13 protein-coding genes are annotated in these 13,771 nt (G+C 75.5%); 7 read left to right on the top strand and 6 right to left on the bottom strand.

All coding sequences use genetic code 11. The features are described 5' to 3' along the window. The first annotated feature begins 111 nt into the window (after window positions 1-111). The 3 genes from ACIP9H_RS01835 (at window position 112) to ACIP9H_RS01825 (ending at window position 3,714) form a co-directional block, all read left to right on the top strand. Window positions 112-2,070: a DUF5107 domain-containing protein gene (locus ACIP9H_RS01835; RefSeq protein ID WP_401956825.1), complete on the top strand. Its 1,959-nt coding sequence runs from the start codon at window positions 112-114 to the stop codon at window positions 2,068-2,070. 73 nt (window positions 2,071-2,143) lie between these two features. Beyond that, entirely contained in the window at window positions 2,144-3,214 is a 1,071-nt protein-coding gene (locus ACIP9H_RS01830) for an RNA ligase (ATP) (RefSeq protein WP_401596722.1), read from the top strand. Between the two features lie 83 nt (window positions 3,215-3,297). Then, window positions 3,298-3,714 carry an SseB family protein gene (locus ACIP9H_RS01825; RefSeq protein ID WP_401596725.1) on the top strand — a complete coding sequence of 139 codons (417 nt, stop codon included), beginning with the start codon at window positions 3,298-3,300 and terminating at the stop codon, window positions 3,712-3,714. Window positions 3,715-3,794: 80 nt separating this feature from the next. Here the strand turns inward: ACIP9H_RS01825 and ACIP9H_RS01820 are convergent, their stop codons facing one another. Next, the gene (locus tag ACIP9H_RS01820; RefSeq protein ID WP_401596728.1) at window positions 3,795-5,258 is read right to left on the bottom strand and encodes a bifunctional phosphatase PAP2/diacylglycerol kinase family protein; all 1,464 of its coding nucleotides are present in this window, start codon (window positions 5,256-5,258) and stop codon (window positions 3,795-3,797) included. A 45-nt stretch (window positions 5,259-5,303) separates the two neighbouring features. Beyond that, entirely contained in the window at window positions 5,304-5,684 is a 381-nt protein-coding gene (locus ACIP9H_RS01815; protein WP_401596731.1) for a DUF2795 domain-containing protein, read from the bottom strand. Window positions 5,685-5,835: 151 nt separating this feature from the next. On the opposite strand from ACIP9H_RS01815, the gene ACIP9H_RS01810 reads away from it, so the two are divergent. Further along, window positions 5,836-6,102 carry a DUF6158 family protein gene (locus ACIP9H_RS01810; RefSeq protein WP_401596734.1) on the top strand — a complete coding sequence of 89 codons (267 nt, stop codon included), beginning with the start codon at window positions 5,836-5,838 and terminating at the stop codon, window positions 6,100-6,102. A 71-nt stretch (window positions 6,103-6,173) separates the two neighbouring features. Here ACIP9H_RS01810 and ACIP9H_RS01805 read toward each other — a convergent pair whose 3' ends face one another. Next, window positions 6,174-6,335 (bottom strand): hydrophobic protein, encoded by a 162-nt coding sequence (locus ACIP9H_RS01805; RefSeq protein WP_360916690.1) that lies wholly within the window; start codon window positions 6,333-6,335, stop codon window positions 6,174-6,176. A 132-nt stretch (window positions 6,336-6,467) separates the two neighbouring features. On the opposite strand from ACIP9H_RS01805, the gene ACIP9H_RS01800 reads away from it, so the two are divergent. Further along, window positions 6,468-7,706, top strand: coding sequence for an aminotransferase class I/II-fold pyridoxal phosphate-dependent enzyme (locus ACIP9H_RS01800; protein WP_401956820.1), 1,239 nt, complete (start codon window positions 6,468-6,470; stop codon window positions 7,704-7,706). A 394-nt stretch (window positions 7,707-8,100) separates the two neighbouring features. On the opposite strand, the gene ACIP9H_RS01795 is transcribed toward ACIP9H_RS01800, so the two are convergent. Both ACIP9H_RS01795 and ACIP9H_RS01790 read right to left on the bottom strand, forming a co-directional pair. Next, window positions 8,101-8,754, bottom strand: a complete 654-nt coding sequence (locus tag ACIP9H_RS01795) for a DedA family protein (protein ID WP_401957131.1) — start codon at window positions 8,752-8,754, stop codon at window positions 8,101-8,103. 5 nt (window positions 8,755-8,759) lie between these two features. Further along, window positions 8,760-9,542 carry an MBL fold metallo-hydrolase gene (locus ACIP9H_RS01790; protein ID WP_401596739.1) on the bottom strand — a complete coding sequence of 261 codons (783 nt, stop codon included), beginning with the start codon at window positions 9,540-9,542 and terminating at the stop codon, window positions 8,760-8,762. A 157-nt stretch (window positions 9,543-9,699) separates the two neighbouring features. Between ACIP9H_RS01790 and ACIP9H_RS01785 the strand changes: the two genes are divergently transcribed. Next, entirely contained in the window at window positions 9,700-11,952 is a 2,253-nt protein-coding gene (locus tag ACIP9H_RS01785; protein ID WP_401956817.1) for a phage holin family protein, read from the top strand. Window positions 11,953-12,179: 227 nt separating this feature from the next. Then, complete coding sequence (locus ACIP9H_RS01780; protein ID WP_401596744.1) at window positions 12,180-12,617, top strand: hypothetical protein; 438 nt, start codon at window positions 12,180-12,182, stop codon at window positions 12,615-12,617. A gap of 15 nt (window positions 12,618-12,632) precedes the next feature. Here ACIP9H_RS01780 and ACIP9H_RS01775 read toward each other — a convergent pair whose 3' ends face one another. Next, window positions 12,633-13,733 carry a calcium:proton antiporter gene (locus tag ACIP9H_RS01775; protein ID WP_401596747.1) on the bottom strand — a complete coding sequence of 367 codons (1,101 nt, stop codon included), beginning with the start codon at window positions 13,731-13,733 and terminating at the stop codon, window positions 12,633-12,635. Window positions 13,734-13,771 lie beyond the last annotated feature (38 nt).

Genomic DNA, 13,771 nt, shown 5'->3' with positions numbered 1-13,771 from the left:
ACCTGAAGTCGCCGTGAGGCCTGTCGCACCGGGACCAAACCCCTGTCGGCGCGGCCCGATCCGGGGTTCCATGTCCTCACCTGCCCCTTGGCGCCGAAGAGAGGGAGCCTCTTGGCCACCACCGTGCGACGCAGCACCCTCACCCTCCCCGCAGCCCCGCTCGGCCCGGAGAACCCGCTGCCCGCCCTGCTCGCCCCGCGCGAACTGCACGCGCCGGAAGCGTTCGACGAGGCCGAGAGCACCGCGCTCCCGCCCGCGATGGCCCGCCGTCTCGCCTACGGGCACCTGCGCACGCTGCTGCCCGTACCGCGGCTGGACGGCTACACCCGCGAGCGCACACCCACCGCCCTGGACACCCTCGTCATCGAGAACGACCGCCTGCGCGCCACCGTCCTGCCCGGGCTCGGCGGCCGCCTGTACTCGCTGCACCACAAGCCGACCGGCAGGGAACTGCTGCACGCCAACCCCGTCCTGCAGTTCGCCGACTTCGGGCTCGCCGGGGCCTGGTTCTCCGGCGGCGTCGAATGGAACCCGGGTGCCACCGGCCACACCACGATGACCTGCGCCCCGATGCACGCCGCCCGCGTGACCGCGCCCGACGGCGGCGAGATGCTGCGCCTTTGGGAGTGGGAACGGCTGCGCGACCTGCCGTACCAGGTCGACCTGTGGCTTCCCGACGGCTCCGACTTCCTCTATGCCGGCGTCCGTGTCCGCAATCCTCACCACCGGACCGTTCCCCTCTACTGGTGGTCCAACACCGCCGTGCCCGAGACACCCGGCACGCGTGTCCTCGCCCCCGCCGGCCACGCCTGGCACTTCGGTTCCAACCGGACACTGCACCGGGTACCCGTTCCCGACGAGCCCATCGCCTCCGAGCACCCGGCCGACTGGTTCTACGACCTGGCCGACGGCGCCCGGCCCTGGATCGCCGCGCTCGGCGCCGACGGACGCGGCCTGATCCAGACCTCCACCGACACCTTGTGCGGCCGCAAGCTCTTCGTCTGGGGCCGCGGCCGCGGCGGGCGCCGCTGGCAGCGCTGGCTCGCCGGGGACACCGGGGAAGCCAGGGCCGACGGCTACCTGGAGATCCAGGCGGGCCTCGCCCCCACCCAACTGGAGCACCTGCCGCTCATCGCGGGCGGCGCCGTCTCCTGGCTGGAGGCCTACGGACCCCTCGACACCGCGCCCGACGCCGGAACGGACACCGTCGAGGCCCATCTGGAGGCGGTCCTCCCGCGCGAGCGGGTGCGCGCCGCGTACGAGGCGTGGCTCCCGGCCGCCGACGCCGCCCCCGATCCCGGAGCCCCGGAGGACATCCTCGCCACCGGCTCCGGCTGGGGCGCCCTGGAGGTCCTGCGCGGCCGGTACGACCTGCCCGGCACGCCCTTCGACCCGGGCACCATGGGCGAGCAGCAGAAGCCGTGGCTGGAACTGCTCCTCGCGGGCGTCTTCCCCAAGGCCCCCGGCGACGACGCGCTCCCGGGCCCCGCGCTCGTCTCGCCGGAATGGCGCGAACTCCTGGAGACCGCGGGCACGTACGACGGCAACGAGTGGTACCTGGACCACCATCTCGGCCTGGCCCAGTGGGACGCCGGCGACCGCGCCCAGGCCGTCCGCAGCTGGGAGCGCTCCGCCGCCCGCACCGGCTCCTGGCTGCCGCTGCACTGCCTCGCCGCCGCCGACCGGGCCGACGGCAACCAGGCGCGCGCCGCGGAGCGTTACCTCGCCGCCGTCCGCGCCCAGGCCGCGGGCACCTGCCCGGAGGGTGTCCGCGCCGCCCTCGCCCGCGAGGCGGTCCCCGCGCTCCTCGAGGCCGGACGTCCCGGCGACGCGGCCGCCGTCCTCGGCGCCCTCCCCGACGACGTCCTCGCCCGCGGCCGGTTCCGCCTCCTGCACGCCCAAGTCCTGGCCGCCCAGGGTGACATCGCGGGCGCCCGCGCCGTCTTCGACGCCGGCTTCACCGTGGACGACCTGCGGGAGGGCGAGGACTCCCTGCACCTGACCTGGCAGTCCCTCACCGGCGGCGCCGAACCGCTGCCCGAGAGTTACGACTTCCGCATGGCCCCCTGAAAACCGTTGGCCTGCGGCGCACGGCACGTCCCACAGTGGTGACTCCCGATCACCACCACGGAGGGGGAAGAACGTGTCGACACTGCGGGTCACCGCCGAACGGCTCACGGTCCACGACCACCCGAACGCGGACGCCCTGGAGCTCGCCCAGGTCGGCCTCTACCGGGCGGTCGTGGCCAAGGGCGTGTACCGGACAGGGGACTTCGCGCTCTACATCCCCGAGCAGTCCGTGCTGCCGGACGCCCTGATCGCCGAACTCGGCCTGACGGGAAGGCTCGCCGGCGCCGCCGCCAACCGTGTCAAGGCGGTCCGGCTGCGTGGCGAACTCTCCCAGGGCATCGTGTGCCGCCCGGCCGCGCTCGACGGCACGGACCTGGCCCGCGCCGCCTCGGACGACGCCGACTTCGCCAGGGTGCTCGGCATCACCAAATGGGTCCCGCCGATCCCGGTGTCGATGAGTGGCGACGTGGAGTCGGCACCGGACCTGCTGCCGTGGGTCGACATCGAGAACCTCAAGCGCTACCCCGGCGTCTTCGCCCCCGGCGAGCCGGTCGTGATCACGGAGAAGCTGCACGGCACCGCCTGCGCCCTGACGTTCCTGGCGGCGACCGGGCAGGTGCTGGTCACCTCCAAAGGTCTCGGCGCCCAGCGGCTGGCCCTCAAGGAGTCCCCGCACAACCTGTACTGGCGCGCCGCGCACGGCCACGGCCTGCCCGCCGCCGCAGCGGCGCTGGCCGCCCGGCTGGGGGCCACGCGGGTCGGGCTCTTCGGCGAGGTCTACGGCTCCGGCGTCCAGGATCTCGGCTACGGCGCCGACGGGCGGCGCGCCGTCCCCGGCTACGCCGCCTTCGACGTCGCCGCCGAGATCGACGGCACCGTGCGCTGGCTGGACCCGGCCGACCTGCTGCCCGACGGCACGCTGCCCCTGGTGCCCCGGCTCCATGCGGGCCCCTTCGAGCTCGGCCTCGCGCTGGAGCTGGCGCGGGGCACGGAGACCGTGTCCGGACGCGGCCTCCACCTGCGGGAAGGCGTCGTCGTGCGTGCGGCCCCTGACCGTCACAGCCCCGTGCTCGGCGGCCGTGCCATCGCCAAGGTCGTGAGCGACGCCTACCTCACCCGCAAGGGCGGCACCGAATTCGAGTGAGCGGCACGCATGTCCGCCCCGTCGCTGGGCAGGCGCAGCCCCCGAGTCACTTCACACAGCGCACGCATGAGAAGGGAACGGCCATGACCGACTTCAGCGCCCCCAACGGCGCCCAGCCGCCGGCACAGCGCGCCCTGCACGAGATCGCCACGGGCGGTGACAACGCCTCCGCGCTCAGCACCCTCGCGGCCAGTGACGTGCTGCTCCCGGTCCCCGGGCCGCCGGAGGAGGCCGCGGGCGGCGGCGACGCGGAGCAGCAGACGATCAGCCTGCCCGTGTTCGAGCAGGAGGACGGTACGAAGCTCGTGCCGGTCTTCACCTCGGAGGTGCGTCTCGCCCACGCCCTGCCCGACGCCAGGGGCTACCGGATACTGCCTTTGTCCGCGCTGAGCAGCGGCTGGCCCTCGGACGAACTCACGCTCTCCATCGACGCGGGCTCTCCGGACACCCTCACCATCAAGGGCGAAGGCGTCAGGGCCCTGGCGGGTCTGTCGGGTTGAGGCGTTCGGCGCGGCCCCGAGGCATGGCGTCGCCCCGTCCGGCCGTGGCCGGGCGGGGGCGACACCGCGTCGAGGCTCCGTCACATCGGGCGGTAGACCGTCAACGCCTCATTGACCTTGTCGACGACCAGTCCGCCCGGGGCGGGGGCCACTTCGCCGTCCGCGGCGAACCGGGTCCCCGGGCCGATGCCGCCCAGGCGCACCCGCCGCAGCAGGGCCGTGGTCGAGCCGGTGACGGCGGCGGCGAGCAGCCGGGTCCTGGCGTAGGGGCTGCCGGGCACGATGCGGACGTCGAGCTGCCCGTCGGCCAGGTTGCGGCGGCGGACGGGGGCCGGCCCGAGACTGCGGTACGCGCCGTTGCCGGCGAAGAGCATCCACACCGAGTGGCGGCGGCCGTTGATGTCGACGTCGAGCGGGCTGGAGGTGCGCAGCACGTGGATCGCGGCGAGTATGCCGGCCGGCCAGCTCCCGACACGGCGGGACCAGCGCTCGCGGTAGCGGACGAGGTCGGGGTAGACCCCGATGCTGAACGTGTTGAGGAACAGCGACGGCCGGTCGGCGCCGCCGCCGCTGTCGCCGTCCAGCGGCGTGATGCGGGCGACGTCGGCGGAGATGGCGGTGCCCGCCTCGACCGCGCGGGCCGCGTCGTCGATCGACTCGATGGCCAGGTCCATCGCGAAGTGGTTGTACGTGCCGCCGGGGGAGACCATCAGCGGCACCCTGTGCCGCAGGGCGATCTCCGCCGCGAGGCGGACGCTGCCGTCGCCGCCGTGCACGCCGAGCGCGCCGCCGGCCTCGGCGGCCTGGCGGGCGGCCTTCTCCAGCATCTCCGCGAGGTCGTCGTCCTCGGAGCACTCCTCGACCACGGCCTCCGGCAGCGCGGCCCGCAGCCGGTCCGCGGGCATCCCTAGCAGCGGCGGCGGCCCGGAGACCTCGTTGACCACCGCGTACAGTCCGCGCCCGCCCGGGAGGGCGGGCGCATCGGCCTGCGGCGTGGGCGGTACGGCGAGGTCCCGGCCGGTCGGCACCAGACCGCGCACGGCCAGCGCCGCGCCCGCGCCGAGCGTCATACCGGCGAGCACGTCGCTGGGGTAGTGGACGCCCGTGTAGACCCGGGAGAACGCCACCGACCAGGCGAGCGGTGCCACGACCGCCCCCCAGCGGGGCGACTCGACGGCCACCCCCGCCGCGAAGGCGACCGCGGACGCCGCGTGACCGGAGGGGAAGGACGTGCTGCCCGGCTGCCGGGACAGGCGCCGGATCACCGGGACGGAGTCCAGCACCGGGCGGGCGCGGCGCACCGCGCCCTTGCCGACGGTGTTGACCACCGCCGAGGCGAGGGCGAGCGACCCCACGCCGCGCAGCGCGGCCCGCCGTCCCGGGCGGCCGCCCACCGCCGCAATGCCGGCGGCCACGCCGAACCACAGCGCGCCGTGGTTGGCGGCGCGGCTCAGCCGGGGCAGCACGCGCTCGGCGGCGGGCCACTCCCGTGTCGCGACGCGCAGGAACAGCTCCCTGTCCCATGCGCTCAGCTTCGGGCGCACATCGACTCCCTCCTGATCGGTTCCACTGCCGGGGTGTGTCCGGGGTCAGGCCTGCGGGCCCATCCCCAGCGTCCTTACGACGTCCTGGACGTTGGAGTACCGCCGGTTGTCGCCCGGCAGGCCGTCCACCAGGTCGGTGAGCGGGTCGGGCGCGTGGTGGTCGCGCAGCGTCCGCAGCAGGTCGCCCCGGCGTGCCGGGAAGGTCTTGCGGGTCAGGTGGCGGGCCAGTTCGAACCGCAGCGACGGGCCGTCGGTGGCGCCGGACAGGACCGGGCCGTTGACCACCGCGAGGTCGTCGTCGGCGGCGGGCTCGGGGTCGTGCCACTCCTCGGCGCGGGTCGGGTGCCCGGAGCGCAGCAGTCCGCGCAGTTCGTGCTTCATCTCGTCGTCCCGGTGGACGCTCAGGCGGTCGCTTCCTCGTTGCACGATGGCTCCTTTCCTCGGGGGCCGGGTACTTCCTCGTCTACCCGTTCGCGGCGTTGAATGCCCGCTGAATACGGTACGAAGCGGATGAATCGGGTCTTCCTGGGTACCAAACGTGCGAGGCCACCGGCAGCGAAAGGAAGGTGCGCGGCCCATGAGCCCTTACCGCGGCGGGGTCGACCCCGCAGAGCTGGACGAACGGCAGTTGGTGCACGAGCTGGAGTCGGTCCACCGCACCCGGCACGAGACGCTGCTGTACGGATCCTCGTCGGCCCTGGACGCCCACAACTCGCGCATGGTGGCGCTCGAAGGGGAGTTCCTGCGCCGCCACCCGCAGCGGATGGTCGCCCCCGGCCGCACCCGCGCCGGGGCACGGGCCCGGATCCTGCAGATGCCGGCCCAGCCCACGTCCGCGCAGTAGCCGTCGCCGGGGCACCGGGAGCCGGGGCGTGCGGCGGCCGAACAGCCGCCGCACGCCCCGCGTTCGTTCCCTCACCACCGGTACCAGCGCGAGCCGCCGGAACCGCCGCGGGCCACGAACCCGAGCAGCCACAGCACCAGCACGACCAGGGCGACCCACCAGAGCACCTTGACGGCGAAACCCGCCCCGAAGAGCACCAGGGCGAGGAGCAGGACGAGCAGAAGCGGGACCATCGGAACACCTCCTGGAATCCGGTTGCCCCGGGCGGCCGGGGATACGCCCTGCGATTCGCGCGCCGGGGGCGCGCGAGGCCGGCACCGCGTGCGAGGCTGGCGGAAGGCCCGACCCCACCACCGGAGGTACGGATGCAGCGGACGTCCCCGCCCGCCCCGGCCGGCCGCGCCGTGCCGTACGCCGTCGCACGCCCCGACCCGGGGCTGCCGGTCCCGGCGTACTGGGCCGAGCGCATCGCCGCGGGGCTGCCGGGCCGCGCCGCCGCCGGGCCGCCGGGCGGCGGTGCCGAGGTACGCGCCGCCGCGGCGGGCCACTGGGACCGCCGGGGACTGCCGACCGACGCCGCGCAGACCGCCGCCGGGCCGGGCGCGGAGCCGCTGCTGCTGGCCCTGCTGGCGGCGATCGGCGGGGACGTCGTGGTGGCCCGGCCGTCCGCCGCCTGGCACGCGCCGCCGGTCCGGCTGCTCGGCCGCACCCCGGTGGCCGTGCCGACCCCGTCGGTCGGCGGCGGCGCCCCCGACCCCTTCGCGCTCCTGGAGGCCGTGCGCCGGGCCCGCGAGGACGGCGCGGATCCGCGCGTCGTGGTCCTGGCGGCCGCCGACGACCCCAGCGGCACGGTGACCCCGCCCGAACTGCTGCACGAGGTGTGCGAAGCGGCGGAGGAGGCCGGCCTGCTGCTCGTCTCCGACGAGACGTACGGCGACACCGTGCACCGGCCGCACGGGACGACGCTGCTCTCCCCGGCCGAGATGCTGCCCGCGCGGACGGTCGTCCTCAGCGACCTCGGCGCCGCCCTCGCCCCGCCGGGCTGGCCCGCGGCCGTTCTCCGCTTCCCCGCCACGGAGCGGGGCATGAGCCTGCGCACCGCGGTCCTGCGGCACTGCGCCGAACTGGGCGCCCTGCTGCCGGGACCGGTCGCGGAAGCGGCCGCCAACGCCCTGTCCGAGCCCGCCGCCGTCCGCGCGCACCTGGCCGCGGCCAACCGTCTGCACGCCGCCGTGGCGCGGGCCGCCTACGACGTGGTGGCCGGGGCCGGGGCCCTGTCCCGCCCCCCGGAGGCGGGCTTCCACCTGTACGCGGACTTCGGCCCGCTGCGTTCCGGACTCGCCGCGGCCGGCGTCACCGACGCGGCCGGCCTCGAAGCCGTCCTCACCGAACGCCTCGGCCACCCCGCCCCCGGCGGCCACCGCTTCGGCGACGACCCCGCGGCGCTGCGCGTCCGCATCGACACCGGCCCCCTCCACGGCGGTGACGACGCGCAGCGCCGTGCCGCCCTGGATTCCCCCTCACCGGTGGCGCTCCCGCACGTCGCCGCCCGTCTCGCCGCTCTCGCGTCGGTCCTCACCGCGCTGGGCGGGACGGCCCGCTGATCCGGGGGCGCGACAGCCCCGCGCCGCCGTGCGTCCGTATCGCCGACGGCGGCCACCCGGCGGAGCGGGCCGAGGGAGCCGAACAGGCGGGCAAGGCCCGGTCGGCCGTTCGCTGGACAACCCCACCTTCACCCTCTGACCGGTCGCGAATTCTCTGGCGTGCGATCCGGCCACAAAAAGTAATGCGAGGGTCGAGAAATTCGCCCGGCTGCTCCGGGCGCCGCCGTGGTGCGCGGCGTGGCCCGCTCACGCGGGGGCGCAGTCGGCGCCGGACCTGGGGCGCCGTGAGCACCGCTTCGGCGACGACCTCGCGGCCCTGCGGCCGCGTAACGACACCGGCTGCTCCGCGGTGGCGACGACGCGCAGCGCCGCAGCGCACCGCGCACGGGCGCCGTCAGTGCGCCGACGCGTCGTGGGGGTCGGCGGTGTCGGGGTGGGGGCGCAGGCGGCGCCAGATCTGGGGGGCGGAGGCCACGGCGAAGGTGAGGGCGACGGCGACGACGACGCCCTGCCAGGGTTCGGGGAAGAGCGAGCCGCCCAGGATGCCGATGAGCTGGTACGCGGCCGCCCAGGCCAGGCACGCGGGGATGTCGCCGCGGGCGAAGCGGCGCGGGGGCATCTCCGCGAGGAGGCAGGCCAGCATGACGGGGATGCGCCCCGCCGGGATCAGCCGGGACAGGACGAGGACGGCGACCCCGTGCTCGTCCAGCCGGCGCTGCGCGTCGGCCAGGCGTGCGGGGTCGGCGCGCTCCTGGAGCCGCCGCAGCCAGCGGGAGCCGCCCCGGGAGCGTACGCCGCGGTGGCCGAGCCAGTACAGGGCGATGTCGCCGAGGAAGGCGGCGCCGGAGGCGACGACGAAGACCAGCGCCAGGGAGAACGGTGCCGTCTGGTGGAAGGCCACGACGGCGGCGCCGCTGACCAGGGCTCCGGTCGGCACGACGGGCACGAGGGAGCCCAGGACGACGAGCAGGAAGAGCGAGGGGTAGCCCACGGCCTGCCGGGCGGACTCCGTGGAGGTCTGCTGGGCCAGCGTCACGAGGCCGTTCAGGCCGCTCACCGGGCCGCCTCCAGCCGCAGGCTCTGCCCGTGGTCCAGCCGGTGCACGGCCACTCCCGGCGCGAGGTCCCCCGCGAGGCGGGCGAACTCGTCGCCGGGGGAGTGGAATTCGTGGGGGCGTACGGCGTCCATGCCGATCGGCCAGTACGTCCCGTAGTGGATCGGCACCGCCGCGCGCGGTGCCAGCCGGGCGAGGGCTTGGGCGGCGCGCGCCGGGTTCAGGTGGCCGTCGCCGAGGAACGGTCCCCAGCCGCCGACCGGCAGCAGGGCGGCGTCGCAGGGCCCGACCTCCTCGGCCATGGCGTCGAAGAGCCCGGTGTCCCCGGCGAAGTAGGTGCGCTCCTCGCCCTCCAGCACATAGCCGAGCGCGGGCGAGCGCTCCGGCCCGTAGGGCAGCCGCCGGCCGTCGTGCGCCGCGGGCACGGCGCGCACGGTGAGCTCGCCCACCCGTACCTTGTCGCCGGGGGCGACCTCGGTCACGTCCAGCCGCAGGTCGACTGCGAGCCTGCGCAGGCGGGGCACGGCCGCGGAGGCGCCGCGCGGCACCAGGACCCGGGTGCCGCGGGAGAGCCGGGCCAGGGACCCGGTGTGCAGATGGTCGGCGTGCAGGTGCGAGACGAGCGCCACGTCCGCGAGCGCCGCCCCGGGCGGCGGCACGGCCCCGCGCCGTCTGCGCAGGTGCGCGAGGCGTGGGACGAGGAGCGGATCGGTGAGCACCCGCACCCCGGAGTCCCGTACGGTCACCGTCGCATGACCCCACCAGGTGATCTCGACCGCCACGCCCGCCTCCTCGCCTCGCCCCGAGCCTATGCTCCGGCGCGCCCGCGATGCGCCGGAGGGGTTGTGTCAGGCTTGGGGGTGTCGCAGGCCGTTCGGACGTGAGGTGAGGTGGGCCGTGCTGCATCGGTGGCGGGCCGCCGGATACACGGTTGCGCGCGTGCTGCTGGTCTGGGCGGTGTCGACGGCGACGATGGCCGCGCTGGCCGGGATCCTGCCGGATTTCCGCATCCAGTCGCCGGGCGGTGACAGCCCGACCCGGATCGCGATCACCGCGGCGGTCGCGGCGGGGGCGTTCGGTCTGCTGGGCGCCCTGGTCTGGCCGGTGCTGGTGCGTGCGGTGCTGCTGGTGCCGGCCTTCGTGCTCGGGCTGCTGGTGTTCTTCCTCAACGGCTCCTTGCTGCTGATCGCCTTCCGCTTCACGCCGGACTGGCAGGGTGACATCAGTCCTGCCACGGCCGTTGTGATCGCCGCCGTGATGTCGGCGGCTTCCTCGGGCACCAGTACGGCCCTCGCGATGCGCGACGACGCGGCGTACGGGCGCCGGCTCGCCCGGCTGGCCGGGCGCCGCAGGCGGCCGCGGGGCGGGGGCGACGGGGCGCCGCGGGCGGAGCAGGAACCGGGCTTCGTCTTCGTGCAGCTGGACGGTGTCGGGCACGACGTGCTGCGCGAGGCGGTGCGGCCGACGTCCACCAGGGGCGGCCGGTTGCGGCCGCCCGCGATGGAGACCGTGGCGCGGTGGCTGGACAGCACTCATCGCCTCGTGCCGTGGATCACGGACTGGAGCAGCCAGACCGGGGCGAGCCAGCTGGCGATCCTGCACGGTTCCGACACGGATGTGCCGGCGTTTCGCTGGTACGAGAAGGAGACGGGGCAGGTGATGGTCTGCAACCGGCCGTCGTGTGCCGCCGAGCTGGAGCGGCGCGCGGTCGCCCGCACCGGCAGGCCCGGTCTGCTCGCCCCGGACGGCGCCAGCCGCGGCAACCTTTTCAGCGGGGGAGCCGAGCAGCTCGCCCTCGTGATGTCGGTCTCGACCCGGCGGCGGCGCTTCTCCGCGGACCGGCGGGCGATGGCCCGTGCCCTCGCGGCCTCGGCGGCCGCCCGGGTCTCCCGCGGCTTGGGGCGGGACGCGGCCGCCGTCGCGGCGCGGGCCGCCCGGGTGGGGGAGACCGGCTCGCGCACCGGCTACTTCGCGTACTTCTCCGACCCGGCCAACGCGGTGCGCACGGCCGCGTCCTTCGTGGCCGAGGTGGTGCGGGAGATCGGGGAGTCCGTTGCCGCCCGGCTGCGCGGCGACCGTCCGCGGGTGCGGCGCGGCGGGTTGTACCCGTTCCTGCGGGCCTTCGCGACGGTTGTCGAACGCGATGTCGCCGCGGCGGCGGTGGTCGGCGACATGCTCGCGGGGCGCACTGCCGTCTATGCGGATCTGGTCGCCTATGACGAGGTCGCCCACCATTCGGGCCCGCGGAGCCGGGACGCCATACGCGTGCTGCGGCGGCTGGACCGGGTCGTGCGGATGATCGCGGACGCCTCGCGGTACGCCCCCCGCCCCTACCGGCTGGTGCTGCTGTCCGACCATGGGCAGAGCCATGGGGAGACTTTCGAGAGCGCCTACGGCCTGACTCTGAAGGACCTGGTCCGGGCCGGGTGCGGGCTGCCGGTGCGGCGCCGGGCCCGGCGCACGGTGAGCGGGGCCGAGGCGCGTGCCGCGGCGCGCGCGGCGCTGAACCGCCCGGAGGGGGGCCGGCACACCGAGGAGGAGCACGCGACCGCGGGGCCGTCGACGGACCCGATCGTGCTGGCTTCCGGCAACCTCGGGCTGATCTCCTTCCCGGATCTGCCCGGCCGTGCGGACCGGGCCCGGATCGAGGCCCGCCATCCGGCGCTGCTGAGGACCCTCGCCGAGCATCCGGGCATCGGCTTCCTGCTGGTCCAGGACGCCGCACGCGGGCCGCTGGTGCTGGGTCCGGGAGGCGGGGAGCACGAGCTGGACAGCGGCCGTGTCACCGGTCCCGACCCGCTGGCGCCGTTCGGGCCGCACGCGGTCGCGGCCGTACGGCGCACGGCCGGGTTCCCGCACGCGGCGGACGTCATGGTCAACTCCGCCTACGACCCGGTGACGCGCGCGGTGCACGCGTTCGAGGAGCAGGTGGGCTCGCACGGCGGGCTGGGCGGCGACCAGAGCCGCGCGTTCCTGCTGCATCCCTACGAGCTGGAGGGGCCGGGCCCCGACGAGCGGCTGGTGGGCGCGCGGGCGGTGCACGGGCTGTTCGGCGACTGGCTGCGCCGCAAGGGCACCCTGCCCGCCCCGCGCGAGGAGGCCCCGGACGCGGCCGGGCCCACGGTGCACGCCGCCGCCGGAACTCCGGGCGCGGAGGCGGGCGCGCCGGACGCGCGCAGGATCACCGGCTGAGCCGCGGAGGGCCGGGACATCCGTCCGCCCGTGATCTCTTTCGGGTCCTCCTCGCGACCCCTTGCGAGCGCCTTGCCCGGCCCGTTCCCGCTGCCGATGCGCCCCTTGAGGTCCGACGGGCGGGACGCGCCGGGCGGACGGGTGATTGACCGGGCGGTCCGCGTGCTGGACGCTTTCCCGCGGTTGCACCGGTACCGCGCGCGGCGCGGAGCCCGCGGAGGGGCGGCATGACGTACTACGAGGACCTGAGTCCGTACGGCTATTTCACCGAGACGATTCCGTCCGAGGTCTCCGCGCGTGCCGTCGGGTGGCTCGACCCGGCCCACCCCTTCCCCCGCGCCGAGCCCGACGAGGTCTTCGCGGACCGGCTGTTCGCGCTCTGCCGCGACCACCGCTTCGCCATCACGCACGGCTGGTACGGCTGCGGGCTGTGCCGTCGGCGCTTCCTGGGGGGCGCGCGGCGGGCCCACCCCGTCACCGTGGCCCGGGGACGGGAGCGGATCCTGGTGGGCCATGGCGAGGTCCGTGTCCGGTCCGGCGACGCGGACACCTGGCTCATCGCGCCGGACATGGTCGCCCACTACGTCCTGGTCCATCACTACGCGCCGCCCGAGTCCTTTGTGGAGGCGGTGCTGGCGGGCCGCGTCGTGGCGCACTCGCTGTGAGGGCGCGGCCGGGCGTCAGGGGCTGATCGCCAGGACGACGTAGGCCGCCAGCAGGGCGAGGTGCAGGCCGCCCTGAAGGGGGGTGGCCCGGCCGGGGACCACCGTCAGTGTCCCGACGGCGACGGTGATCGCCAGCAGCACCATGTGTGTGGCGCCGAGCCCCAGCACCAGGGGGCCGGGCATCCAGAACGAGGCGACGGCCACTGCCGGGATGGTGAGCCCGATGCTCGCCATCGCGGAGCCGAGGGCGAGGTTGAGGCTGGTCTGCACCCGGTCCCGGGCGGCGGCGCGCACCGCGGCGATGGTCTCCGGCAGCAGTACCAGCAGCGCGATGACCACGCCCACGAAGGAGGAGGGCAGTCCGGCGACGGCCACACCGTGCTCGATCGTGGGGGCTTCCACCTTGGCCAGGCCCACCACCGCGATCAGCGCGACGGCCAGCAGCGCGAGGCTGAACAGTGCCGCCCGGGTGGTGGGCGGCACGGAGTGCTCGTCGTCGGTGACGACGTGGCCGGCGGAGGTCACCGGCAGGAAGTAGTCGCGGTGGCGGAAGGTCTGGGTGGCCACGAACAGCCCGTACAGCACCAGGGAGGCGAGCGCGGCGAAGGCGAGCTGGGTCGTGGAGAACCGCGGTCCCGGCGCGCTGGTGGTGAAGGTCGGCAGGACCAGGCTGAGGGTCGCCAGGGTCGCCACGGAGCCCAGGGCCGCCCCGGTCCCCTCGGGGTGGAAGACCGCGACGCGGCGGCGCAGCGCGCCGACCAGCAGGCACAGCCCCATGATGCCGTTGCAGGTGATCATGACTGCCGCGAAGACGGTGTCCCGGGCGAGCCCCGCGCTCTTCGGGCCGCCGTCCGCCGTCAGTGTGAGGATCAGCGCCACCTCGATGACCGTCACCGAGACCGCCAGCACCAGCGAGCCGAACGGCTCGCCCACCCGGTGCGCCACCACCTCCGCGTGGTGCACGGCCGCGAGCACCGCGGTCGCGAGGAACAGGGCGACCACCACGACCACCGCCACGGGCAGTGAGCGCTTCCAGGTGAGGGCCAGCACCACGACCGAGAGCACCGGCACGACGACCGTCCAGTGCAGGACGGCCGGACGGTAACGGGCGATCATGGGCTGAGTCTGACACCTCGTCAGGCAGGGCGCGACGC

The sequence above is a fragment of the Streptomyces sp. NPDC088732 genome (genome assembly GCF_044751205.1).
Lineage (GTDB): Bacteria > Actinomycetota > Actinomycetes > Streptomycetales > Streptomycetaceae > Actinacidiphila.
The sequence above is the reverse complement of the archived record's forward strand: the minus strand, read 5'-3'. Positions and strand labels throughout refer to the sequence as shown.